Annotated in this window: 21 protein-coding genes; 15 read left to right on the top strand and 6 right to left on the bottom strand. The window is 55.3% G+C overall.

Annotated features, from left to right (window positions below):
• The first annotated feature begins 2 nt into the window (after nucleotides 1-2).
• Together RCF31_RS22100 and RCF31_RS22095 are read left to right on the top strand one after the other, a co-directional pair.
• Nucleotides 3-671 carry a TetR family transcriptional regulator gene (locus RCF31_RS22100; RefSeq protein ID WP_416413795.1) on the top strand — a complete coding sequence of 223 codons (669 nt, stop codon included), beginning with the start codon at nucleotides 3-5 and terminating at the stop codon, nucleotides 669-671.
• A gap of 99 nt (nucleotides 672-770) precedes the next feature.
• Nucleotides 771-1,592: a Cof-type HAD-IIB family hydrolase gene (locus RCF31_RS22095; RefSeq protein WP_416413410.1), complete on the top strand. Its 822-nt coding sequence runs from the start codon at nucleotides 771-773 to the stop codon at nucleotides 1,590-1,592.
• A gap of 37 nt (nucleotides 1,593-1,629) precedes the next feature.
• On the opposite strand, the gene RCF31_RS22090 is transcribed toward RCF31_RS22095, so the two are convergent.
• The gene (locus RCF31_RS22090) at nucleotides 1,630-2,517 is read right to left on the bottom strand and encodes an SDR family oxidoreductase (protein ID WP_416413409.1); all 888 of its coding nucleotides are present in this window, start codon (nucleotides 2,515-2,517) and stop codon (nucleotides 1,630-1,632) included.
• A 103-nt stretch (nucleotides 2,518-2,620) separates the two neighbouring features.
• Here RCF31_RS22090 and RCF31_RS22085 point away from each other — a divergent pair, with 103 nt between their 5' ends.
• Nucleotides 2,621-3,445: a helix-turn-helix transcriptional regulator gene (locus RCF31_RS22085; RefSeq protein ID WP_416413408.1), complete on the top strand. Its 825-nt coding sequence runs from the start codon at nucleotides 2,621-2,623 to the stop codon at nucleotides 3,443-3,445.
• Here RCF31_RS22085 and RCF31_RS22080 read toward each other — a convergent pair.
• Nucleotides 3,387-3,818: a winged helix-turn-helix transcriptional regulator gene (locus tag RCF31_RS22080; RefSeq protein ID WP_416413406.1), complete on the bottom strand. Its 432-nt coding sequence runs from the start codon at nucleotides 3,816-3,818 to the stop codon at nucleotides 3,387-3,389. The two genes, RCF31_RS22085 and RCF31_RS22080, sit on opposite strands and share 59 nt — an antisense overlap.
• A gap of 113 nt (nucleotides 3,819-3,931) precedes the next feature.
• Between RCF31_RS22080 and RCF31_RS22075 the strand changes: the two genes are divergently transcribed.
• A complete protein-coding gene (locus RCF31_RS22075; RefSeq protein ID WP_416413405.1) occupies nucleotides 3,932-4,981 on the top strand; it encodes an NAD(P)-dependent alcohol dehydrogenase in 1,050 nt (349 codons plus the stop codon).
• Between the two features lie 64 nt (nucleotides 4,982-5,045).
• Here the strand turns inward: RCF31_RS22075 and RCF31_RS22070 are convergent, their stop codons facing one another.
• Together RCF31_RS22070 and ascF are read right to left on the bottom strand one after the other, a co-directional pair.
• Nucleotides 5,046-6,476: a 6-phospho-beta-glucosidase gene (locus RCF31_RS22070; protein ID WP_416413403.1), complete on the bottom strand. Its 1,431-nt coding sequence runs from the start codon at nucleotides 6,474-6,476 to the stop codon at nucleotides 5,046-5,048.
• 12 nt (nucleotides 6,477-6,488) lie between these two features.
• Nucleotides 6,489-7,937 (bottom strand): PTS cellobiose/arbutin/salicin transporter subunit IIBC, encoded by a 1,449-nt coding sequence (gene ascF / locus RCF31_RS22065; protein ID WP_416413402.1) that lies wholly within the window; start codon nucleotides 7,935-7,937, stop codon nucleotides 6,489-6,491.
• Between the two features lie 282 nt (nucleotides 7,938-8,219).
• On the opposite strand from ascF, the gene RCF31_RS22060 reads away from it, so the two are divergent.
• The 7 genes from RCF31_RS22060 to RCF31_RS22030 all read left to right on the top strand — a co-directional run bounded on the left by RCF31_RS22060 (nucleotide 8,220) and on the right by RCF31_RS22030 (nucleotide 17,106).
• Nucleotides 8,220-9,233 (top strand): LacI family DNA-binding transcriptional regulator, encoded by a 1,014-nt coding sequence (locus RCF31_RS22060; protein WP_416413401.1) that lies wholly within the window; start codon nucleotides 8,220-8,222, stop codon nucleotides 9,231-9,233.
• 197 nt (nucleotides 9,234-9,430) lie between these two features.
• Nucleotides 9,431-9,976, top strand: a complete 546-nt coding sequence (locus tag RCF31_RS22055; RefSeq protein WP_299450339.1) for a winged helix-turn-helix transcriptional regulator — start codon at nucleotides 9,431-9,433, stop codon at nucleotides 9,974-9,976.
• Complete coding sequence (locus tag RCF31_RS22050; protein WP_416413400.1) at nucleotides 9,973-11,004, top strand: HlyD family secretion protein; 1,032 nt, start codon at nucleotides 9,973-9,975, stop codon at nucleotides 11,002-11,004. The genes RCF31_RS22055 and RCF31_RS22050 overlap by 4 nt, the downstream gene beginning before the upstream one ends.
• A complete protein-coding gene (locus RCF31_RS22045; protein ID WP_416413399.1) occupies nucleotides 11,001-12,560 on the top strand; it encodes a DHA2 family efflux MFS transporter permease subunit in 1,560 nt (519 codons plus the stop codon). Before RCF31_RS22050 ends, RCF31_RS22045 begins: the two co-directional genes overlap by 4 nt.
• A 21-nt stretch (nucleotides 12,561-12,581) precedes the next feature.
• Nucleotides 12,582-13,859 carry a beta-ketoacyl-ACP synthase II gene (gene fabF, locus RCF31_RS22040; protein WP_416413398.1) on the top strand — a complete coding sequence of 426 codons (1,278 nt, stop codon included), beginning with the start codon at nucleotides 12,582-12,584 and terminating at the stop codon, nucleotides 13,857-13,859.
• Between the two features lie 163 nt (nucleotides 13,860-14,022).
• Nucleotides 14,023-15,858 (top strand): methyl-accepting chemotaxis protein, encoded by a 1,836-nt coding sequence (locus RCF31_RS22035; RefSeq protein WP_416413397.1) that lies wholly within the window; start codon nucleotides 14,023-14,025, stop codon nucleotides 15,856-15,858.
• 171 nt (nucleotides 15,859-16,029) lie between these two features.
• Complete coding sequence (locus RCF31_RS22030; protein ID WP_416413396.1) at nucleotides 16,030-17,106, top strand: diguanylate cyclase; 1,077 nt, start codon at nucleotides 16,030-16,032, stop codon at nucleotides 17,104-17,106.
• A gap of 3 nt (nucleotides 17,107-17,109) precedes the next feature.
• Here the strand turns inward: RCF31_RS22030 and RCF31_RS22025 are convergent, their stop codons facing one another.
• Together RCF31_RS22025 and RCF31_RS22020 are read right to left on the bottom strand one after the other, a co-directional pair.
• Nucleotides 17,110-17,571, bottom strand: a complete 462-nt coding sequence (locus RCF31_RS22025) for an OsmC family protein (RefSeq protein ID WP_299450330.1) — start codon at nucleotides 17,569-17,571, stop codon at nucleotides 17,110-17,112.
• Nucleotides 17,572-17,622: 51 nt separating this feature from the next.
• Nucleotides 17,623-18,651, bottom strand: a complete 1,029-nt coding sequence (locus tag RCF31_RS22020; protein WP_416413395.1) for a LacI family DNA-binding transcriptional regulator — start codon at nucleotides 18,649-18,651, stop codon at nucleotides 17,623-17,625.
• A 29-nt stretch (nucleotides 18,652-18,680) separates the two neighbouring features.
• Here RCF31_RS22020 and RCF31_RS22015 point away from each other — a divergent pair, with 29 nt between their 5' ends.
• The 4 genes from RCF31_RS22015 (at nucleotide 18,681) to RCF31_RS22000 (ending at nucleotide 22,935) form a co-directional block, all read left to right on the top strand.
• Complete coding sequence (locus RCF31_RS22015; RefSeq protein ID WP_313685785.1) at nucleotides 18,681-18,881, top strand: hypothetical protein; 201 nt, start codon at nucleotides 18,681-18,683, stop codon at nucleotides 18,879-18,881.
• A 215-nt stretch (nucleotides 18,882-19,096) separates the two neighbouring features.
• A complete protein-coding gene (locus tag RCF31_RS22010) occupies nucleotides 19,097-19,816 on the top strand; it encodes a gluconate 2-dehydrogenase subunit 3 family protein (protein WP_416413394.1) in 720 nt (239 codons plus the stop codon).
• A gap of 34 nt (nucleotides 19,817-19,850) precedes the next feature.
• Complete coding sequence (locus tag RCF31_RS22005; RefSeq protein ID WP_416413393.1) at nucleotides 19,851-21,623, top strand: GMC family oxidoreductase; 1,773 nt, start codon at nucleotides 19,851-19,853, stop codon at nucleotides 21,621-21,623.
• A gap of 1 nt (nucleotide 21,624) precedes the next feature.
• Nucleotides 21,625-22,935, top strand: a complete 1,311-nt coding sequence (locus RCF31_RS22000; RefSeq protein ID WP_416413392.1) for a c-type cytochrome — start codon at nucleotides 21,625-21,627, stop codon at nucleotides 22,933-22,935.
• Nucleotides 22,936-22,975 lie beyond the last annotated feature (40 nt).

The raw sequence follows: 22,975 nt of genomic DNA, 5'->3' as shown, positions 1-22,975 counted from the left end.
TCATGGGACAAGGTCGTAACTTACGGATTTCAGAGAGGAAAAAGCCAAGGCAGGCACGCTCCAGCGAGCTGGTTGCGGCTATTCTGGAGGCGGCTACTCAGGTTCTGGCGCAGGAAGGTGCGACTCGCTTTACTACCGCGCGAGTAGCGGAACGTGCTGGCGTCAGCATTGGATCGCTGTATCAATATTTTCCCAACAAAGCGGCGATTCTGTTTCGCCTGCAAAGCGAAGAATGGCAACGTACCGGTAGCCTGCTGGGCGATATTTTACGCAACCCGCAACGAAGCGGAGAGCAGCGATTACACGACCTGACGCTGGCTTTTTTACAGTCCGAATGTGAAGAAGCGGCGATGCGCACTGCGCTTAACGACGCGGCACCGCTGTATCGCGACGCACCCGAAGTCCATGAGGCGCGTGCTGCGGGTGAGCATATCGTCAGCCATTTTCTGCGTGAGATGTTGCCGCATTTGCCTGATGATGAATGCGCACGGGCGGCGGATCTGATTAACAGCACGCTGGGGAATGTAGGCAAGCATTTTTCGGAAACGCCACGCTCCCCGGCAGAAATCCAGGCTTATGCCAGCGAGATGGCAACCATGTTCTGTGCCTGGATCGCGGGGAAAGGGGCAAAAATGCACGAAATGCACGAAAAGAGGGCTGGAAAGCTCTGAAAGCGCGAATTCGCATTCTCAAGAACCCACACCACGAGTAAGCTTTATAAAACCTTTTCGCCGGACGGATTCGACGGCACTCTGATACGGGAGAGTAATATGGCAGTGAAAATGATTGCGGTGGATATGGATGGCACTTTTCTGGATGACAACAAGCAGTACAACAAGCAGCGCTTTCTGCGCCAGTACGCGTTGTTAAAAGACAAAGGCATCCGCTTCGTGGTCGCCAGTGGCAATCAGTATTACCAGCTGCTGCGCTATTTTCCCGAAATCAAAAATGAAATCGCCTTTGTGGCGGAAAACGGTGCCTGGGTATCAGACAGCAACGAAGAGATTTTCTGTGGCGAACTGGCTCCCGAGGCGGTGCGTCAGGTGCTCGACATTCTGGCGAAAGAACCGGAAATCAGCACCGTGGTGTGTGGTCGTAACGGTGCCTATGTCCATACCTCAATGCCGGATGAGGTGATGGCGATGCTGGCTAACCATTATCATCGGCTGGAAAAGCGCGACAATCTCTACGACATCGATGACACCATCTTTAAATTCTCCCTCAATCTGGCACACGAAGGGGTGGATGCATTGCTGGAACGCCTGCACTCAGAACTGAATGCGATTGAAAATATTATGCATCCGGTTTCCAGCGGTTTCGGTTTTGTTGATCTGATTATCCCCGGATGCCATAAGGCGCACGGCATCGCCTTGTTACAGGAGAAATGGGGTATCGATGATTGTGAAGTGCTGGCGATTGGTGACAGCGCCAATGACCTCGAAATGCTGCGTCAGGCGTGTTACAGCTTCGCGATGGCGAACGCCGCCCCGCAGGTCAGTGCTGTGGCAAGTTACAAAACTGAAAGCAACAATGACGACGGCGTGTTGAATGTGATTGCCCGCCTGCTGGCGCGTGAATTTCCGTTTGCCTGATTTTCACCTGATGGCGCGATAAATCGCGCCATTTCGGTTAACGAAAATAATCCGTCTCGCGCATATCCTGCAATAATCCCGGCCCGTTCGGCTGCCAGTTAAACGTTTTACGCGTCCATTCGCTGGAAGCCAGATTATCGATGGCAGCAAACCGCGCCATCCAGCCCAGCCAGCTTTGCGCTTCATCCATCGTCAGGCTTTTCACCGGCAGCGATAACCCGCTGGCAATGGTTTCGGCAATCTGCCGGAAGGCTATGCCTTCCTCTTGCACCGCATGCAAAATCGTACCGGCTTCGGCCTTTTCAGCCGCCAGGCAAAACAGTTCGGCAGCATCAAAGCGATTCACCGCAGGCCAGCGGTTCTCGCCTGATTCAACATAAACCGCAGCCCCTTTTTCTTTCGCCAGGTTGATTAGAATGGGCACAAAACCGTGATCCCCTGCGCCATGCACCGTGGGGGGCAGGCGCACTAACGCCACGCGCACACCTTTATCCGCCAGCGCCAGCGCGGCGACGTTGGAGTCAGAACGGGGATGCGCGCCCGCTGCCGGTGGGTCCTGCTCGGTTGCCATACGCCCTGGTGCCACCAGCGCGGTGCCGGAGGTGACAATCAGCGGGCGATTTGAGCCTGCCAGTTCTTCTCCCATCGCCAGAATGGCGCGTTGATCGACCGCCGCAGCATGATCCATACGGCTGAAATCATGGATATAACCGGCATGGATCACGCCGTCACTCTGCTGCACTGCCGCGCGCAGGCTGGCGATATCTTCCAGGTCGCCGCGTATCACCGTCACGCCTTGTAGCTGTAGCTTTTCTGCTGATGCGTCGCTGCGCGCCAGACCCAGCACCTGATATCCACGCGCGTGGAGTTTTTTCACAATGGCTGAGCCGACAAAGCCGCTCGCCCCGGTCACAAAAATTCGCATAATCGTGCTCCTCACTGACTGGTAACAGGCACTATGATAAAAGCCTGCGGCGCGACGAAAAGTCGTGAGCTTATACGGGTATCGGGACTAACAGGATAAAACCATGACGATGCAAGACGACAATCTGTTGGGCAATTATCTGCGTGAACGCCGCCAGCGGCTGGATGCGGCCCGGCTGGGCTACCCGATGCAGCGTCGCCGCACACCCGGTTTACGGCGGGAAGAAGTCGCGATCCGCGCCTGCGTCAGCACCACCTGGTACACCTGGCTGGAGCAGGGCAGAGGGGGGGCGCCATCAGAAGTGGTGCTGGAGCGGCTGGCACATGCGCTGGAACTGAGTGCGGCGGAGCGTGACCATCTGTTTCTGCTGGCGCAGAACCGCCTGCCCGGTGTCACCTGGCAGGCGGGCGTCACGGTCTCACCTTCGCTGCAACGGGTGCTCGACAGTATGCCCGTGACACCGGCGCTGGTGAAAACCGCCGAGTGGCAGGTGGTGGCCTGGAACCGGGCTGCGACGAAAGTCTTTGTTGATTACGCCCAGTTGCCGCCTGCACAACGCAATATCCTGTTGATGATATTTCGCGATGAGCAGATGAAAAAGCGCTTACCCGAATGGGAGAGCGTTGCACGGGGGCTGGTGGCGAATTTCCGCGCTGATGTGGCGCGCACCGGTGCCAGCGTTCATGTGCGAGCGCTGGTGGAGGAGCTGTGCACCATGAGCGAAACCTTCCGCCGTTTGTGGCAATCGCAGGAAGTCAGCCAGCATGGCGAAGGTATCAAGCAGCTGTGGCTACCGGACGAAGGGGTGCTGGAACTGGAGTACAGCACCTTCGCGGTAGAGGGCAAACCTGGACTCAGCCTGGTGGTTTTTAATCCGCATCGGGAACAGGATCATGCCTGTATGACGCGGCTGATGGCTCGTCCATAGCGGCCTGATAATGCGTGGCCATCTCATCCAGCGCTGCCTGATTCTCCAGGCCCCATTGATACATCTGCTCAATCGGCGCGGCAAAGGTCATGCCGAGGGGCGTCAGGCGATAATCCACCTTTGGCGGGATCACTTCATAGACATGGCGGGCGATCAAACCACGCTGCTCCAGTTCTTTTAAGGTCTGAAACAGCATCTTCTTCGAAATCCCCTGCAAACTGCGCTGTAATTCGCCGGTACGGGCGCGATGTCCCGGCCAGTGATACAACGCATGCAGCACCATGCTGCTCCATTTAAGTGAAAAAAGATCCATCAGACGACGCGGCGGAGAATCCGCGTAGAACATCAGTTTGCCATCAACCCAGGCAGGCATAGTCAGTTTCTCGCTTTATGGTCACCAAATGGTGACTACTACCAATATTGAACCATCTTCACTATAGTCTGCCGCCTTCACTCAGCCATTGCCAGTAAGCTTTCGGAGGCGCAATGAAAATCAACGCGTTAGTCGCACCCCATGCCACACAACCTTTGTCATCCGGCCAGATCGCGCTGCGTAGCGTGCAGCCACGGGATGTCCAAATCGAGATTCTGTACTGCGGCGTGTGCCACTCAGATCTGCATATGGCCCGTAACGAATGGGGTGTCAGCCACTATCCCCTGGTGCCAGGGCACGAGATTGTCGGGCGCGTGATGGCAACCGGTGCCGATGTCACCCGTTTTAAAGTGGGCGACGTCGTCGGTGTGGGCGTGATGGTTGACTCCTGCCGCGAGTGCCATTTTTGCCAGCAGCAGGAAGAACAATATTGCGAAGCCGGCTTTACCGCGACGTATAACGGCATCGATAAATATACTGGCGACCGCACCTGGGGCGGTTATGCGCAGCATGTGGTGGTCGATCAGCATTTTGTGGTGGCAGTGCCACCGCAGCTGGCGCTGGCGGGGGTTGCTCCGCTGTTATGTGCTGGCGTGACGGTCTGGTCGCCGCTGCGTCATTTCAACGTCAAAGCGGGAGACCGCGTCGGTGTGGTCGGTTTGGGTGGCTTAGGCCATATGGCAGTGAAACTGGCGACGGCCCTGGGGGCGGAAGTGACGCTTTTCACCACGTCGCCGGAGAAAGGTGCTGATGCACGCCGCTTAGGGGCGAAGCAGGTGGTGGTATCGCGTGATGCGGCGCAGATGGCGGTCTGCCAGACCTCGCTGGATATGATTGTTGATTGTGTGGCCGCCCCACACGACCTCGATCCTTATCTCGCCACGCTGAAAACCAATGGCAAATTGGTGCTGGTGGGCATTCCCGATCAGCCGCACCCGTCACCCAATGTGACGCCGATGGTGTTCCGTCGCCTGAGTATCAGCGGCTCGTCGATTGGCAGCATCAAAGAAACCCAGGAGATGCTGGATTTCTGCGGTGAGCACAACATCACGGCGGATATCGAACTGATTGCTGGTGAACAGATTGAAGCGGCGTTTACACGTATGTTGCAGGGTGACGTAAAGTATCGCTTTGTCATTGATATGCAGGCAACGCGCTGGTAATACGGCAAAATCCCTGCCGTCAGGGCAGGGATTTCAGGCTGAAATCGCCAAACAAAGCGAGGGATTAGTTCAGATCCCGCCCGTTGCTGGCGATGACTTTTTTATACCACCAGAACGATTTCTTGCGCGTGCGATTCAGGGTGCCTTGCCCATGGTCATCGCGGTCAACGTAGACAAAACCATAGCGTTTACTCATTTCACCCGTCGAGGCGGCCACCAGGTCAATGCATCCCCAGGTGGTATAACCGATGACCGGGATACCATCATCAATCGCCTGCGCCATGGCATAAATATGTTCTTTGAGATAGCTGATACGGTAATCATCATTGATTTCGCCATCAGCGGTTAACTCATCACGCGCGCCCAGCCCGTTTTCCACCAGAAACAAGGGCTTCTGGTAGCGGTCGTACATCGTATTCATGGTGATTCGCAGCCCAAGTGGGTCGATACCCCATCCCCAGTCGCTGCGTTTAATGTGCGGATTGGTCAGCGATTTCACCACGTTTGCCGCGCTGCTGTTTTGTTCATTCATCTCCGCTGAGGCACAGCGCGAAGCGTAGTAACTGAAGGAAACAAAATCCACGGTGTTTTTCAGGATCTCGCTATCGCCTTCCTCCATCTCGATCTTCACACCTTTCTCGCGGAACACCCGTGCGGAATAGGAGGGGTAGGCACCACGCGCCTGAACATCGATAAAGAACAGGTTTTCACGATCTTTTTCCAGCGCCGCCCAGACATCTTCCGGCTTGCTCGACCACGGATAGAAATTGCCACCCGCCAGCATGCAACCGACCTGGTTTTGCGGGTTGACCTCATGGGCAATGCGCGTCACCAGGGCACTGGCGACCAGCTCATGGTGTGCCGCCTGGTATTTAACCTGCTCGGGGTTTTCCCCGCTTTCGAACACCAGCCCGGCACCGGAAAAGGGGCTGTGCAGCAGGATATTGATCTCATTAAATGTCAGCCAGTACTTCACCAGGCCATCAAAGGCTTCAAAACAGGTGCGTGCGTAGCGGGCAAAGAACTCAATCATTTTACGATTGCGCCATGAGCCGTACTCGGTCACCAGATGCATCGGGACATCAAAATGGCACAGGGTCACCAGCGGTTCGATACCGTATTTTTTACATTCGCTGAATACATCGCGGTAAAAAGCGATACCCGCAGGATTGGGCTGCAACTCATCGCCATTCGGATAGAGGCGGCTCCAGGCGATGGAAGTCCGAAACACGGTAAAACCCATCTCTGCCATCAGCGCGATATCTTCTTTGTAGCGATGATAGAAATCGATGGCGTTGTGGCTGGGATAATATTCGTCATCACGTAAGGTAAAACGCTGTTCAAGGCCCAGTTTCACCGGCATACGGTGCTGACCATGTGGGATCATATCAACAGTGGTTAATCCCTTACCGCCTTCCAGGTAGCCCCCTTCAGACTGATTAGCGGCCAAAGCGCCGCCCCATAAAAATCCTGCTGGAAATGTCAGTTCAGACATGAATAGCCTCAATTAATTGGCGTTTACGGGTTTTACGATTTCAGGTGCCGTTGCCGGGGTTGCAGCGGCGGTTTTTTCCACCGGAATGTCTTCAAAGCCCAGCATCAGGGTCAAAATAAATGAGAGCACCACCGACAGCACCATCACGGCACCGACCCAGACAATACTCATCGGATTATTGGGATCAAAAAACTGCACGCTGGTGAACAAGCCGGGGGAAGCCATGGAATGGCTGGCAAGGCCACCAATCCCGGCCACTGCCCCGCAGATAAAACCACTGATCAGGCTGGCGATCAGCGGACGCTTGAGGCGTACCGCCACACCATATAGGGCCGGTTCAGAGATACCGGCGACAATCGCTGACGCGGCGGCGGCCAGTGCCGTCTGGCGCAGTTCCGGGTTTTTGGTTTTGAAGGCGACTGCCAGTGAGGAGCCGCCGAGGGAAAGGTTGGCACCAATTTCCGAAGGCATCACCATCCCCTCTTTACCGGTTTCGGCGATGGTCTGGATGATGGTCGGGGTAAATACCCGGTGCATGCCCGTCATCACCAGCAGCGGCCACAGCGCACCCATAATGGCCACCGACAGCCAGCCGAGATAACCGTGGATGGTATAAACCAGCGCGGAGATGCCGCTGCCGATCCAGATACCCAGCGGGCCAATCAGCACAATGGCGATCGGTGCAGCAATCAACACAATCAGCATCGGTTTAAGGAAATTTTTCGTCACCGCCGGGGTGATACGATCGACGATGCGTTCGATATGCGACAGGATCCACGTCATCACCAGCGCCGGAATAACGGTGTAGGTGTATTTGACGGCGGTCACCGGAATATATGCAAATTCAACGTGTTGCCCCTGTGCCGCTTTGGCCATCAGGTCAATAAAATTGGGATGGATCAGCACCCCGGCGATGGCAATCGCCAGCGACATATTGGTTTTGAACTTCAGCGCGGCTGAGGCGGCCACCATCACCGGCAGGAAGAAGAACGCGCCATCGCCAATCACGTTGAGAATCACTAACGTTGATGACCCTTCGGCGAACACACCGAACATATTCAGGACCATGGCGAGCAGCTTCACCATCGATCCGCCAATGATGGCAGGAATCAGGGGTGACATGGTGCCCACCAGCGCGTCAAGGATACCTGCGCCGATACTTTTCAGCGTGATTTTTCGTTTCACCGATGTCGCGGCGGCGGTTGCTCCTGGCGTACCAAGCTTTAACACTTCCTGATAGGCCAGACCGACGTTATTGCCGATGATCACCTGGCATTGCGCATCGTTATGCACCACCCCCATCACGCCGGGGATGGCCTTCAATACCGGGTTGTTGATTTGATTACCGTCTTTGACCACAAAGCGCAGGCGGGTCATGCAATGCGTAACGGCTTCGATATTCTCCAGCCCACCTAACGCCTGGACTATGGCGCGGGAGACTTCGGCATAATTCTTCGACATGGATTTTTCGTCTCTTATCAAAAGGTCACTTGCTGGCCGGTCGCACATCCGTTGTAGGGACAGAGGCGGAACGATTGCTCAGTTTCTCGCCATGAGAAACCGGTTTCACAAAATAATGAAATTGTATTTTTAACCTGGCAAGATATTTAAAATTTGATTTATGACATTGTGAACTGAATCACTTAATGGCGATTGCGTGTCAAAGCCGGACATGCGAAAAATTTCCCAATCAATGAGCATGTTAGGTAGACTGCGAAACGTCTTGAATAAGATGAGAAAACCATGACAACCATTCTTGAAGTGGCTGAAAAAGCCGGTGTGTCGAAGGCCACGGTGTCGCGCGTGTTGTCGGGAAATGGCTATGTCAGCCAGGAAAAACGTGAACGGGTGCTGCGGGCGATTGCTGAGACTGACTTTCGCCCCAACCTGCTGGCGCGCAATCTGGCGGTTAAATCGACCCAGACCATCGGCCTGGTGATCACCAATACCTTGTATAGCGGCAGCTACTTTAGCGAGCTGATGTCCCATTCTGCACGCCTGCTGGAACAGCAGGGGCGTCAGTTAATTCTCGCCGACGGTAAACACAGCGCGGCGGAGGAGCGGGCGGCGATTCAGTTTCTGCTGGATTTGCGTTGTGATGGCATCATCATTTACCCGCGTTTTCTCTCCATCGATGAGATGGATGAGATCATTTCTCAGCATAAACAACCGATTCTGGTGATCAATCGTCGCCTGCGGCAGCACCATAGTTTTTGCATTTATTCCGATCAGAAAGCCAACTGTATGCAGGCGGTAAACCAGCTGGTGGCGCTCGGGCATCGTGATATCGCCTTTATCACCGGATCACTCGATTCTCCCACCGGGCTGGAGCGCCTGTCAGGTTATAAAGCGGCGCTGGCTGAACATCAGATTCCGGTGCAGGACGCACTGATTATCCCCGGTAAGTGGAATGCGCACAGCGGGATGGCAGCGGTGGAAGCCTTGCTGGCGGGCGGTTGCCGCTTCACGGCGATTATCGCCAGCAACGATGAAATGGCCGTGGGGGCCATGAAACAACTTGCTGCGGCCAGCATCGCCATTCCTGAACAGGTTTCCGTGGTGGGGTTTGATGATATCCCCCTGGCACCTTACACCATCCCGTCCTTATCCAGCATGAAAATCCCGGTGACGGAGATGGTGCAGCAAACCATTGCACAGCTGGTTTCGATGCTGGACGGCGGCGAGATCGGCCAGCGCAAAAGTTTCAATGCCAGCCTGATCATGCGCGAATCAGTCGGACCCGCTCCGAAACCTTAATTTCCGCTTTGATCCCGTAGTGGCGCGATTTATCGCGCAGTGTTCAGCGTTTTCCAGGCCAAAAGACGCGCAATAAATTGCGCCGCGACGTTTTGTACAGTCGTTATCCACTTTGAGCTGTCGATACTGTAGTGACTTGCATTTTGAAAGTCACTATGGAAATCTGTGCGCATTAAGACCTTATCTGAGTCAGCACCATGAAAAACGAACCGCTTTGCCAGACCCCATGTCCGATTGCGCGCAGCCTCGGGAGGATTGGTGACAGCTGGAGCATGATCATCCTGCGCGATGCCCTGGCTGGATTTACCCGTTTTGATGAGTTCCAGAAAAGCGCTGACATTGCGCCCAACATCCTTTCCCGTCGCCTGAAAGAGCTAGTGGATGATGGTCTGCTGGAAAAGGTGTGCTACAGCAGCACGCCGCCGCGCTACGAATACCATCTCACCGAGCGGGGACGGGATTTCCGGCCGGTGATGCTGGCGCTGGCCGAATGGGGTAGCCGCCATTTTTCACCGGAAGGGCGTCAGATGCAGCTGGTGGAAACCGCCACTCAACGCCCGGTGCAGGCGATTATGGTGGATAGTGCAACCGGCCAGCCAGTCACGTCAGATAAATACAGCATGATCCCCGCCCCCGCAGCGGCACCCATCCTCCACTATCGCTACGAGTATTTGCAGAAAAAACGCGCGGGTGAGGCTGCGCTGAAGTTTATGCCGCAGACGCAAAAAGGCGTACAGCCATGAACAGACGCGTGGTGATCCCGGTGGTGGCCGTCGCAGCGGTGGTGCTGGCATCCGGTTACGGCCTGTGGTGGTGGCAATCAGGTCGCTTTATCGAGTCAACCGATGATGCCTATGTTGGCGGCGATATTAGCGCCATCTCCGCCAAAGTGGCGGGCTACGTGCAGGATATTGCGGTGCAGGACAACATGCGAGTGAAAAAAGGCGAGCTGCTGGTGCGGCTCGACGCGCGTGATTATCAGGCCGCGCTGATGCAGGCCAGCGGCGAGGTGGATGCGCAACAGGCCGCCCTGGCTGATATCGCCGCCACACGTGAATTGCAGCTGGCGACCATTGTCGGGTCGTCTGCGGCGGTGAATGCCGCTCAGGCGGTGACGGAGAAAACCGCCGGAGACAGCCGACGTTATGGTGCGCTGGCGCTGAATTCTATCGTTTCAGCACAGACCCGCGAATATGCGCAGGCTGATTATCACCAGGCGGTGGCCCAGGAAGGGAAGGCGCGCGCCGACAAAAATGTGGCAGAACGTCAGTTGATGGTGCTGGATGCGCGTGAAAAGCAGACTCAGGCGGCGCTGGTCCAGGCGCAGGCGGGGCTGGAGATGGCAAAACTCAACCTGAGCTACACCGAGATACGAGCGCCTTTTGACGGCGTGATCGGCAACCGGCGCGCCTGGTCGGGAGCTTATGTCACCAGCGGTACGCAATTGTTGTCGCTGGTGCCCGCGCAGGGATTATGGGTGGATGCCAATTTTAAAGAAAACCAGCTGGCACATTTACAGGCGGGGCAAAAGGCGCAGATCGTTGCCGATGTATTACCGGGGCGTACTTTTACCGGCCATGTTGTCAGCCTGTCTCCGGCTACCGGTTCGCGTTTCAGTATCCTGCCAGCGGAAAATGCCACCGGCAATTTCACCAAAATTGTTCAGCGCGTACCGGTGCGTATCGCGCTGGAGGGCGATGCAGCGAATCTCGGCCTGCTGCGCCCTGGGCTGTCAGTCACGGTAACGGTTGATGAGAAGCCATTGCCATGAGCAACCAGACTGCTCTGCCTGCCATTCCGACATTGCAGATGCCGGTCAGCCAGAAGGTGATTGCCTTTGCCACCATGTGTCTGGGGATGTTTATCGCCTTGCTGGATATTCAGATCGTCTCCGCTTCGTTACGGGATATCGGCGGGGGGTTGTCGGCAGGAGATGACGAAACCGTCTGGGTGCAGACCAGCTACCTGATTGCAGAGATCATCATCATCCCGCTTTCCGGCTGGCTGGCACGGGTGATGTCTACGCGCTGGCTATTCGCCGCCTCAGCAGCAGGTTTTACCCTGATGAGCGTGTTATGCGGCTGGGCGTGGAATATTCAAAGCATGATTGCCTTCCGTGCGTTGCAGGGGCTGGCAGGTGGTTCGATGATTCCGCTGGTGTTCACCACGGCGTTTGCGTTCTTTCAGGGAAAACAGCGGGTGATCGCCGCCGCCACCATCGGCGGTCTGGCATCTCTGGCACCTACCCTTGGCCCTACTGTCGGCGGCTGGATCACCGAGAATTTTAACTGGCACTGGCTGTTCTTTATCAACATCCTGCCGGGCATCTACATCACGTTCGCCGTACCCGCGCTGGTGAACATTGACTCACCGGATACCTCGCTGTTGCGCGGTGCCGACTATCTCAGCATTGTTCTGCTGGCGGTGTCGCTGGGATGTCTGGAATACACGCTGGAAGAAGGCCCGCGCTGGGGCTGGTTTGACGACAGTACCCTGACCATCACCGGCTGGCTGGCGCTGATTTGCGGGGTGCTGTTTATTGTGCGCACGCTGCGTCATAAGCAACCGGTGATGGATTTATACGCGTTAAAAGACCGCACCTTTACCCTCGGCTGCTATTTTTCCTTTATGGCCGGGGTCGGCATTTTTGCCACCATCTATCTGACGCCACTGTTTCTCGGCACGGTGCGCGGCTATAGCGCATTGCAAATTGGGCTGGCTATCTTCTCTACCGGCCTGTTTCAGGTGCTTTCTATCCCGCTTTATTCCTGGTTAGCCAACCGGGTTGATTTGCGCTGGCTGCTGGCAGCGGGGCTGATTGCTTTTGGTGTGTCGATGTACAGTTTTGTGCCCATTACCCACGACTGGGGCGCGCAACAACTGTTGTTGCCGCAGGCCTTTCGCGGCATGGCCCAGCAGTTCGCGGTGGCACCGACGGTGACGCTCACCCTCGGCAGCTTGCCGCCGCCACGTCTCAAACTGGCATCCGGGTTGTTCAATCTGATGCGTAACCTGGGCGGCGCCATCGGCATCGCGTTGTGCGGCACTATACTTAATGATCGAACAAACCTGCATTACAGTCGCCTCGCGGACCATCTCAATAGCGCCAGCCTGTCGTTGGGCGAATTTATGCAATCTTCCACCGCAGCACTGATAAAACAGGGCTTCAGCCCCGATGCTGCACAGACCGCCGCGCTGAAAAATCTTGCGGCACTTACGCTCCGCGAAGCCAAAACCCAGGCTTTCGCGGATGCTTTCTGGCTGATCATGATCGGGTTTTTTATCGCCGCCTTACTGGTGCCGTTTATGAAAGTGCCAAAAACTTAAGTCTCACTATCCGGAGATCATATGGATATCTCATTAAAGCGCATCGTCGTGACTGGCATGGGTATTGTCAGCCCGTTGGGATGTGGTGTGGAACATGTCTGGCGTAACCTGGTGAAAGGACAGTCCGGCATCAGCCCGCTACCTGAAGCTATTGCGCAGGATATTCCCTGCAAAGTGGCGGGCCAGGTGCCTTCGGTTGAACAGGATCCGCAACATGGTTTCGACCCGCTGGCGGTTATCCCGGCCAAAGAGCGCAAAAAAATGGATCGCTTTATCGAATTCGCGCTGGTTGCGGCTCAGGAAGCTCTGACGCAGGCCAACTGGTTCCCGCAGCTGGAGGCGCTGCGTGAGCGTACCGCGACCATCATTGCGACCGGTATCGGCGGCTTTAACGAAATCGCGGCGGCAGTAGAAACCACCAACAATCGCGGCCCACGCCGTTTATCACCGTTCACCGTGCCATCATTCCTTGCCAATCTGGCGGCCGGTCATGTTTCGATTGCGCATGGCTTTCGCGGTCCGATTGGCGCGCCCGTCACCGCCTGTGCCGCCGGTGCGCAGGCGATCGGTGATGCCGCGCGGATGATTCGCAGTGGCGAGGCGGATATTGCCTTGTGTGGTGGAAGCGAGGCGGCAATCCATCGCGTCAGCCTTGGCGGTTTTGCGGCGGCGAAAGCGCTCTCCAGTGGCTTTAACGATCAACCCACCAGCGCCTCACGTCCTTTTGACCAGCAACGCGACGGTTTTGTGATGGGTGAAGGGGCGGGCTTGCTGGTGATTGAATCGCTCGATCATGCGCTGGAGCGCGGTGCTACGCCGCTGGCGGAGGTGGTGGGTTATGGCACCAGTGCTGATGCCTACCATCTGACGGCCGGACCGGAAGATGGCAGCGGTGCTCGCCGGGCGATGGAGACGGCGATTCGTCAGGCAGGGATCACCCCTGACGCTATCCAGCATATCAACGCCCACGCCACTTCAACGCAGGTGGGTGATAAAGGCGAACTGGCCGCCATTCGTTCCGTTTTTGCCGACAATCCAGTGGCGATCACTTCAACCAAATCCGCGACCGGGCATCTGCTGGGTGCAGCAGGCGGCGTTGAGGCGATTTTCAGCATCCTGGCGCTGCGCGACCAGCTGGCACCGCCAACACTGAATCTGCATCAGCCCGACGAGGCGGCTACCGGCCTCGATTTAGTGGCGTTGACGGCTCGCCCGATGCCGATGGAGTACGTACTCTCCAATGGATTTGGCTTTGGCGGGGTTAATGCCAGCCTGATTTTCCGCCGCTGGCAAGGGTGACGGAAATCATTGCACGATAAATCGTGCCGCTCCGGTTTGATGCGATCGGTAGCGGCGCGATTTATCGCGCTTTTTTATGCGGCAGACAATAAACAATTCCGCAATTCCTCCGATAACTCCAGCAGCAAACTTAACAAAAACGAAAAACGCAGGAGTGGGAAACATGGGATTGGTATCGCGATTGCGGAACGTGCGCATCACCAGAAAATTGTCGGCGGGATTCGGCATCGTGCTGCTGCTGGTGGCGCTTGCCTCCGGGCTGAGTGTGCAGCGCTTTAATGAAATCCATAATATCTATCAGAAAACCAACCTGATTTATGACATCAACATTGAGGTCTTCCAGGCGAAAATTAACCGCCTTAAATATCTCTATGGCGATGATGCGTCAGGCGCGGTGATGGCGAAGTATGTCACGCATGCACAGCAACTGACCGATGAAGCCAAAAAACTTAGCTGGGCAGATGGCGGCACGGAAATCATCAACGACATCAGTACCCAGCTGGCGAGTTTTCAGCAACGCATTGGGGCGATGACCCAGGCAACACAGCAACTCAATAGCCTGCGTGCGCAGCTTGATAGCATCAGCCAGCGGGACACCACCTCACGCTACACGCAACTGATCCGTACCCCGGTTGCCACCCCGGAACTCACCAACCAAATCTATGACCAGTTGTTCGCCATCAGCAACGTGCGCGAAGAAGCGCTGGCGCTGCGGTTTAACGTGAGCGAACCGTTGCGCAAAACGCTGGAAACCCATTTCAGCCAGGCGGAACAAGGGATGAAAGCGCTGCTGGCGCAATTACCGCCGGAACAGCAGGGTGGATTTAACGCGCTGTGGCAGGACACCGAGCGTTTTAAAGATCTCAGCCTGCAGTCAGCACAGGCTTATACGCAACTGCGTAGCGCGGAAGATGGTGTGAAAGTCGCGGGTGATAAAAGCAGTGCGGCGATCAAACAAATCATCACCATCGTGAAAGCACGCAATGATGAACTGGCTAACGGCTCTTCTGCGCTGTTATTGCTGATTGGTGGGCTGGCGATTCTGTTTGGTGTGCTGGTAGCCTGGTACATTATCCGTCAGATTACTCAGCCGGTCTTTCATAACCTTGAACTGGCGGAGCGCATTGCCAATGGCGATCTCAGCTCGCAGTTTGCCACCGATCGGCATGATGAACTCGGCAAGCTGACGTCGGCGATGGGGAGAATGAACGAACGGTTGCGCAGCATGATTGGCGATGTATTAAGCAGCGTTAACAGCGTGTCGCACGCGGCCAGCGCCATCAATCAGGGCAACCTTGATCTGTCTTCGCGTACTGAGCAGCAGGCGGCGGCGGTGGTCGAAACGGCTGCCAGCATGGAACAGCTCACCGCGACGGTGAAAAACAATGCTGAAAACGCCCGTCAGGCCAGCCAGATTGCCGCGGAGGCCACCCGCAATGCCAATCAGGGCGGCGTCGCGGTGCGGGATGTGGTGAGTACCATGGGCGAGATTTCGGAAAGTTCGAAGAAAATCGCCGATATTACCGCCGTCATCAACAGCATCGCTTTCCAGACCAATATCCTGGCACTGAACGCGGCGGTTGAAGCGGCGCGCGCCGGTGAACAGGGTCGTGGCTTTGCGGTGGTAGCAAGTGAGGTGCGTAACTTATCGCAGCGTAGCTCGCAGGCCGCAAAAGACATCGAACAGTTGATCAGTGAATCGGTCAGCCGCATCAGCAATGGTCATCAGCAGGTGGCACGCGCCGGTGAAACCATGGATCACATTCTCAGCAGCATTGCGCGCGTCAATGAAATCATGGAAGAGATTTCGGCAGCCTCGGATGAGCAGAGTCGCGGTATTGAACAGATTGCCCGCGCGGTGGGTGAACTGGATACCACCACCCAGCAAAACGCTTCTCTGGTGAGCGCTTCATCGGTTTCGGCTAACTCGCTGGAAGAACAGGCGGTTATGCTGGAACGTCTGGTGGCACAGTTCCGTTTACAGGGAACTGCCCGCTAAATAAAAAAGGCATCGCAGGCCGCCTGTATGGCCTGCGATGCTGGTTTTACTCGCATATCGTCAGAAATTTATTCTGTTACTTATGCGCAAGGGAAAAAATCTGAAAAAGTCCGCTCGGATTCGTGCTTTTCCGATAAACTGGATTTCTTGACGATCTGATATTTCCCGTGAATGAATTACTACTCACCTGATGATAACCACCTGAAGCGACGGTCTGTTCGCTTCGTCCGTCGCATGTTCCTGATGCGCCAGCTTGGCACGATCCTGTGTTTCTTCCCGATCCTCTCGGTTCTGATGGAAATGAATCGCGGCTTGGCATTCTGTGGTTTGCTGTTTACCAACGCGTTCATCTGGCCCTGGATAGCTTATCGCCTCGCGTTACGGGCAGAAGATTCTACCGCGACAGAGAGACGAAATCTGACTCTGGATGCCGCCTTCGGTGGCATCTGGGTGGCGCTGATGGGGATGAGCCCGATGCCGTCATTTGTCATCATGGCGGTGCTGGCATCGGACCGCTATGCCGCTGGCGGTGGTGCACAACTGCTGGCGGCCCTTCAGGCATTCTTTTGCACCTTTATGGTGGTGTGGTTGTTCGATGGCAAAGGTTTCCATTGGGCGTTCAGTACCCAGACAGTCTGGCTAACGCTGCCTCTGGCAACGGTGTATATGCTGGCGCTGAGCGTAGCTTCCTACAATCTGACCTGGCAATTACGTAAACGTAACCGCGAACTGGAGCGCATCGCGCTGATGGATCCGGGTCTGGAAATCCCCAATCGGCGCTTGTTCGAACGGCGACTGGAGAGTGAATTCCTCAGTACGCGTCGGGGTGACAGTTCCGCCTATCTGCTGCTGATCGATGTCGATAATTTTAAGGCGGTCAATGATACCTGGGGACATGAAGCGGGCGACTTTCTGCTGGCTGAGATCTCAGCGTTGTTGCGCAATTATGTTGGGCTGCAGGACATCCCGGCCCGTTTTGGCGGCGATGAGTTAGGGGTGATTGTGCACCATGCCTGCGACGAATCGGTGGTGGCACTGGCGGAGCGTTTAAAAGAAAAAATTGCGCAGCTGCGGTTGCCGGCATCAGCCGATTTCAGTTGCTCGGTGAGCATTGGCATTGCGGGTGCCGCCAGCGCGGAATCGCTCGGCTACTGGTTGCGTCACGCCGATGAAGCTTTATATCAGGTGAAACGCGCCGGACGGAACGGGGTACGCTTGTGGCAACCCGCGCTGGCTGGCGCGGCCTGAAACTTAATCGAAGCGGGGTTCGCAGTTCACTGGAAAGTTAAAGGAGTTGGCAACATAACAGGCTTCATGAGCCTGATGATGCAGCTCCCGCGCGCGGTCAGCATCTGCCGGATTGCGCAAGGTGATGCGCGGTTTTAAGGTGATTTGCGTAAACCGACCGCGCGTACCTTCCACCATTGTCCCTTCCGCTGCATCCTCATAACCCTCAACGATGATCCCTGCGTCCGCACACAGATGCAGATACCACAATTTATGGCAGGCTGAGGCTGCCGCCAGCAGCAATTCTTCCGGGTTCCAGCGTGTGGCATCACCACGAAAGGCGGGATCGGCACTCAGCGGCATGGTGGGCTTGCCGTTTGCCAGCAGCTCGCCATTGCGGTCATAAGCAGTGTAACTGGCGGTGCCGTCACCGCGATTGCCGGTCCAGCGAACCGTCACCTGATAATGATGTTCCCGTGCTGCCATCGTTGTCGCTCCTTTTGCTGTTTAAGCCTGATAAATCGTCTGTGCAGAGTTTTACCGATTGTGCGGGAGGTTTTCGGCGGTGACAATCCTTAGTTCTACGCTGCCATCCTGATATATATCAGGCTGGTAGCCTTGCTCAAGATGACGCAGCAGCAGCTGTGTGGCCAGTTCAGCATGCTGGCGTGCGTTCTGGTCGAGGGTATAGGCCAGCACGTCTTCCTGTAATAAACGGTGGGTCACATCATACAGCTCATGGGTGATATAGCAGCAGTGACCAGCCAGACCATGCAGGTGCAGCAGTTCGCTGATATCGCTATTGCTGTCGCCGGAATTATATAAGCCGACCACCTTGTTTGATTGCTGCAATGTCTGGTGTAACAGAGCGCGTATTTTGTGGCGTTCATCTTCACCGGCCAGCACTTCACGCAGCCGCAGCCACGGGGCGCGTTGACTGATGGCATCACGGAAACCGGAAATACGTTGAATATGGGCGCGAAAATCAAAACGGCCACTGACCATAATGACGTCGCCTTCCGTTGGCATACTGCGGCTCATTAATAAACCGGCAGTACGCCCGGCCTGATATTGATTTATTCCCACATGACATAAACGATGAGATTCGGGTAAGTCACTGGCCAGTGAAATCACCGGAACCGATTTTTGCTGGCACTCTGACAATGCCTGGTGAATAACCGAATAATCGTGACCAAAGACAATAATACCGTCGCGTAACTCACTACTTTTATTTATCTTTTCTGCCAGTTTTTCCGGTTGTGATTCCGCCACCAGCGTACGGAATAATTTTATTTTTCGATAGCCAATCCGATCGGCAATATGGGCGAATTCTTCCGCCAGCTGACGGAAAAACCAGGTGTTGTTGCTGCTTAAAAAGACCTCAATTTGCCAGGGTTGCTGTGATTCCTCCGGCAGCAAACGCTGCAAACCCGCCTGACGCGCGGCGCGCAACACTTTGCGAGCTGTCTCTGGCCGGACGCCACCTCGTTCATTTAACACCCTGTCGACGGTCGCAATCCCAACCCCGGCCAGTTCGGCCACTTTAATCAGGGTGAGTTTTTTCATTTTTTCCTCAGCGCACCAGTATAAAAATTGTGCTGCATCATCCGGCAGCAAAGTTTGCGTTTTACATCACAGCAGGGCTTATTTTTGCGCCGTATTATGCTCAGGCGATCATCGCGTGCAAGCGACTAAATGTTGCGAAACAAAAACGCACTGTACAACTTATCGTTGCCGCAATTAAAAAAATCAATGATGGGAAACCATCAAGAAAACCCTTCCAAAATGCAGGGTGAGAAATTAACCTTTGCAACGTTGTTAAATTTTATTTAATTCCTTGATTTGAATGTAAAGGTTATTACCTCGTTGTTATTCTGATTATTAAACGCCCAATGGGCATGTCTGTATTTAATTCATACAGCTTTTCTTTATGGCAAGTTTATCGCCAGGCTAAAACACGTCTGTTATTTAGCCCGGTTAGCAATGTGACAAATTCATTGGCAGGGAAAATATGAAACGCAGAGAATTTCTCACCTCCATCACTGCATTGGGAGTGGCGTCCTCGATGCCTACGCTGGCACAGGCCGACGTTGTTAATGGCGGGCAGCCGTGGGAACCGGGCAAAGTGCAAACGCCACCAGCACCCCCGAAAAAAGGGGGGCTGCAATACCTCACGCAACACGAATTCGACACCGTAGGTGCTATCGCCGAACGTTTTATTCCGGCTGATGATATGAGCATCAGCGGCAAAGACGCTGGTTGCGCCATTTTTATCGATCGTCAGCTGGCCGGTGATTACGGCAATGGTGTGGCGGTCTATCGTCTTGGCCGCTTTGTTAAAGGCACTCCGGAACAAGGCCCACAGTCACCGCTGACTCCCGCACAACGCTATCGTCTGGGCCTTACGGCGCTCGATAACGCGACGCAAAAACAGTACGGCAATACGTTTGTGGCGCTAACAGGTGAGCAACAGGATGGGGTTTTACAGGCTATGGAGAACAACAAGCTGGATCTCGGCCAGCAAGTGGAGACGAAGGTGTTCTTCGAACTGCTGCTGCAAAACGTCCGCGAAGGCTTCCTTTCTGATCCGATCTACGGTGGCAATAAAGAGATGGCCAGCTGGAAGATGATTGGCTTCCCTGGCGCACGCTACGACTTCCGTGACCTGCTGGCGAAGAAAGGGCAGAAGCTCAATATCATTCCCACTAGCCTGATCGATAACACCCTTTAATTCTTTGCCTGCTGCGCAATAACGAGTTCTGAACATGAATAATGTCCGTCCAAAAGCTGATGTCGTCATCGTCGGTCTGGGTTGGTGTGGTTCTTTGATCGCCGAAGAATTGACCCGTGCTGGTTTGAATGTCGTTGCCATTGAACGTGGCCCGTGGTTTGAAACCGCGACTGACTTCCCCCCTTCGATTGATACCGATGAACTGCGCTGGGATACCCGTCGCAGTATGCTGCTGCCGCCCGCAGTGGAAACCACCACGTTCCGTAACAACCGCAGCCAGACCGCGCTGCCGTCGCGGGAGTGGAACCTGAACGAACTGGGCTACAACGTCGGCGGGTCCGGCACCCACTGGGCCGGGATGGCCTGGCGTTTTACCCCGTTCGATTTTGAACCTTACACGCAAACTGTCACCCGCTATGGCAAAAAACAGATCGCCGAAGGTCTGATTTTGCAGGACTGGGGTGTCACTTATGACGAACTGGAACCTTTCTATGACCGTTTCGAGAAGATTGCCGGGGTGTCGGGCAAAGCGGGCAAGCTGAATGGCGAAATCATCCCCGATGGCAACCCGTTCGAAGGCAATCGCAGCAGCGAATATCCGTTACCCGCGCTGGAAAGTATGCGTCTGACCGATCTGTTCCGGGATGGTGCGAAGAAGCTGGGTCTTAATCCATTTATGGTGCCTGCCGGGCAGGCCTCGCGCGCCTATGTCAATCCGCTGGGCGTGCGTATGGGGCCCTGCACCTATTGTGGCTACTGCCTGTATTACGGCTGCGGCAACTTCTCCAAATCCAGCCCCAACGCCTGTGTGATTCCGGCGCTGATGCAGCGTGAAAACTTCACCGTGCTGACGGATTCTGCCGTCGTACGCGTCAATAAAGCCGCCGACGGTAAAACGGCCACCGGCGTGACCTATATCGACAAGAACAAGAAAGAGTGGGAGCAACCAGCGGATATCGTGATTTTGTCCGCATTCCAGATGCAAAACGTGCGCCTGCTGCTGCTGTCGCAAATTGGTAAGCCTTACGATCCGGTGAGCAAAACCGGCGTAGTGGGCCGTGCCTACAGCTTCCAGACCGTGTCCGGTGCCAATTTGTTTTTTGCCGATGAGAACCTTAATCAGTACATCGGGGCCGGTGCGTTATCACAGCAGGTTGATGATTATAACGGTGATAACTTCGACCATACTGGCCTCGGTTTTATCGGTGGTGCGGGCATTCTGGTGGTCGCGCGCGGTGCGCGACCGATTGGTAACGCCGATGTGCTGCCACCGGGTACGCCGCGTTGGGGTAAAGAGTGGAAACAGGCGTATACCCACGCGTTCCAGAACGCCACCTTTATTTTCGGTCAGGGCACCAGTTACTCGCACGAAGATTACTACCTCGATCTCGACCCGGAATACAAAGACGACAACGGCAATCCACTGCTGCGCGTCACCTATGACTACAACGAGAACGACCGTCGCTCAGCGAAGTTCATCGAAGAAAAAAGCGTCGAAATTGGTAAAGCAATGGGCGCACAACAGGTGATTGGCACCAACTCGGCATCGGGTAGCTATTCCCCTTATAACTTCGCCAGCGATCACACCATTGGTGGTGCGGTGATGGGCACCGACCCGAAAACCAGCGTTTTGAACCGTTATCAGCAGAGCTGGGATGTACATAACCTGTTTGTTCTCGGGGCATCGTCCTTTCCGAACAATGCGGGCTACAACCCCACCGGCACCATTGGTGCACTCAGTCTGTGGACGGCGAAAGCCATTATCGAGCAGTACTGGAAAAACCCTGGCCCGCTGGTGAAGGTGTGACATGAAAAAAACAACGATTGCAGGTGGTGTGGTCATTGTGGCCGCCGCCGTGGCTGCGGCATTGCTGTGGCAAAACGGGAACACATCGGCGGATGATGTCGCAAGTCAGGATGTGCTGACCAGCCAGCCGCCAGGTGCTGATGATGTTGCGGCCGTCGCTCGTGGTCGCTATGTCGCGATTGCCAGTGACTGCACGGCGTGCCACACCATGCCGGAGAGCAAATTGCATCTGGCCGGAGGTTATTCGATCAGCACGCCATTTGGTGGCATCTACGCCAGCAACATCACGCCTGATGCGGAAACCGGTATTGGCAGCTGGACCGAGCGGGATTTTTTCCGCGCGGTACGACATGGCAAAGGCAAACAGGGTGAGAACCTTTATCCGGCGATGCCTTATAACGCCTACGTTAAGCTGACCGATCAGGATATGCATGACTTGTGGATGTATATGCGTTCCGTGCAGCCGGTGCACTACAAGGTGCCGGAAACACACCTCGGTTTCCCGTATAACATCCGTCTGGCGATGATGGGCTGGAATCTTTTGTTCTTCAAAAATGCCGGTTTCCAGTCGGATCCGAATCATTCCGCCGAGTGGAATCGTGGGGCTTACTTGGTGGAAGGGCCGGAGCACTGTGCCGCGTGCCATACTGCGAAAAACCTGATTGGCGGTGACACCAGCGATTATTTGCAGGGCAGCAACCTTGCGGAGTGGCACGCACCGGACATCACGCCGAATGATTACACCGGCATCGGTGGCTGGAGCAATGACCAAATCGTGCAGTACCTGAAGCTGGGCAGCAACCCTGTTGCGGTGGCATCGGGTCCGATGGCTGAGGCGGTGACCAACTCGACTCAGCATCTGACCAATCAGGATTTGCAGGCGATTGCGGTGTATCTGAAATCGGTACCGGCTTCAGCAACGCAGCGTCCGCACCCCCTGTCTGCGGATACTGCACAAATGAAGATGGGTGAAAATGTCTATTCGGCCAACTGCAGTGCCTGCCATAACAGTGATGGTGAAGGCATACCCAACCTGGCGAGCAGTCTGGCAGGGAATCCGGGGCTGATGGCTGAAGATACATCATCAATCATCACCACCGTGTTGCAGGGTGGGCGCGGGGCTGTCACCACCGGCAATCCTACCAGCGGTGCGATGCCATCCTTTGCATGGAAACTCTCGGATACCCAAGTGGCGGCGGTAGCGACTTACCTGCGTAACAGCTGGGGCAATGCTGCGCCCGCGGTGACCACTGACGACGTGGCGAAACAGCGCACATCACTGCGGCTGCCTGCGCAAATGGCAGAACATTAATCGTTAAACCTGTGCGAAAACGCGCTGCGGAATTGTAGCG

The organism is Pantoea sp. App145, assembly GCF_047947045.1.
In the GTDB taxonomy this organism is placed as follows: domain Bacteria; phylum Pseudomonadota; class Gammaproteobacteria; order Enterobacterales; family Enterobacteriaceae; genus Pantoea.
This window is presented reverse-complemented; position numbering and strand designations above follow the sequence as displayed.

Bases quoted from the DNA above. Each gene is read 5' to 3' on its own strand.
- RCF31_RS22100 (WP_416413795.1), top strand. From the start codon at position 3: ATGGGACAAGGTCGTAACTTACGGATTTCAGAGAGGAAAAAGCCAAGG.
- RCF31_RS22095 (WP_416413410.1), top strand. From the start codon at position 771: ATGGCAGTGAAAATGATTGCGGTGGATATGGATGGCACTTTTCTGGAT.
- RCF31_RS22090 (WP_416413409.1), bottom strand. From the start codon at position 2,517: ATGCGAATTTTTGTGACCGGGGCGAGCGGCTTTGTCGGCTCAGCCATT.
- RCF31_RS22085 (WP_416413408.1), top strand. From the start codon at position 2,621: ATGACGATGCAAGACGACAATCTGTTGGGCAATTATCTGCGTGAACGC.
- RCF31_RS22080 (WP_416413406.1), bottom strand. From the start codon at position 3,818: ATGCCTGCCTGGGTTGATGGCAAACTGATGTTCTACGCGGATTCTCCG.
- RCF31_RS22075 (WP_416413405.1), top strand. From the start codon at position 3,932: ATGAAAATCAACGCGTTAGTCGCACCCCATGCCACACAACCTTTGTCA.
- RCF31_RS22070 (WP_416413403.1), bottom strand. From the start codon at position 6,476: ATGTCTGAACTGACATTTCCAGCAGGATTTTTATGGGGCGGCGCTTTG.
- ascF (WP_416413402.1), bottom strand. From the start codon at position 7,937: ATGTCGAAGAATTATGCCGAAGTCTCCCGCGCCATAGTCCAGGCGTTA.
- RCF31_RS22060 (WP_416413401.1), top strand. From the start codon at position 8,220: ATGACAACCATTCTTGAAGTGGCTGAAAAAGCCGGTGTGTCGAAGGCC.
- RCF31_RS22055 (WP_299450339.1), top strand. From the start codon at position 9,431: ATGAAAAACGAACCGCTTTGCCAGACCCCATGTCCGATTGCGCGCAGC.
- RCF31_RS22050 (WP_416413400.1), top strand. From the start codon at position 9,973: ATGAACAGACGCGTGGTGATCCCGGTGGTGGCCGTCGCAGCGGTGGTG.
- RCF31_RS22045 (WP_416413399.1), top strand. From the start codon at position 11,001: ATGAGCAACCAGACTGCTCTGCCTGCCATTCCGACATTGCAGATGCCG.
- fabF (WP_416413398.1), top strand. From the start codon at position 12,582: ATGGATATCTCATTAAAGCGCATCGTCGTGACTGGCATGGGTATTGTC.
- RCF31_RS22035 (WP_416413397.1), top strand. From the start codon at position 14,023: ATGGGATTGGTATCGCGATTGCGGAACGTGCGCATCACCAGAAAATTG.
- RCF31_RS22030 (WP_416413396.1), top strand. From the start codon at position 16,030: ATGAATTACTACTCACCTGATGATAACCACCTGAAGCGACGGTCTGTT.
- RCF31_RS22025 (WP_299450330.1), bottom strand. From the start codon at position 17,571: ATGGCAGCACGGGAACATCATTATCAGGTGACGGTTCGCTGGACCGGC.
- RCF31_RS22020 (WP_416413395.1), bottom strand. From the start codon at position 18,651: ATGAAAAAACTCACCCTGATTAAAGTGGCCGAACTGGCCGGGGTTGGG.
- RCF31_RS22010 (WP_416413394.1), top strand. From the start codon at position 19,097: ATGAAACGCAGAGAATTTCTCACCTCCATCACTGCATTGGGAGTGGCG.
- RCF31_RS22005 (WP_416413393.1), top strand. From the start codon at position 19,851: ATGAATAATGTCCGTCCAAAAGCTGATGTCGTCATCGTCGGTCTGGGT.
- RCF31_RS22000 (WP_416413392.1), top strand. From the start codon at position 21,625: ATGAAAAAAACAACGATTGCAGGTGGTGTGGTCATTGTGGCCGCCGCC.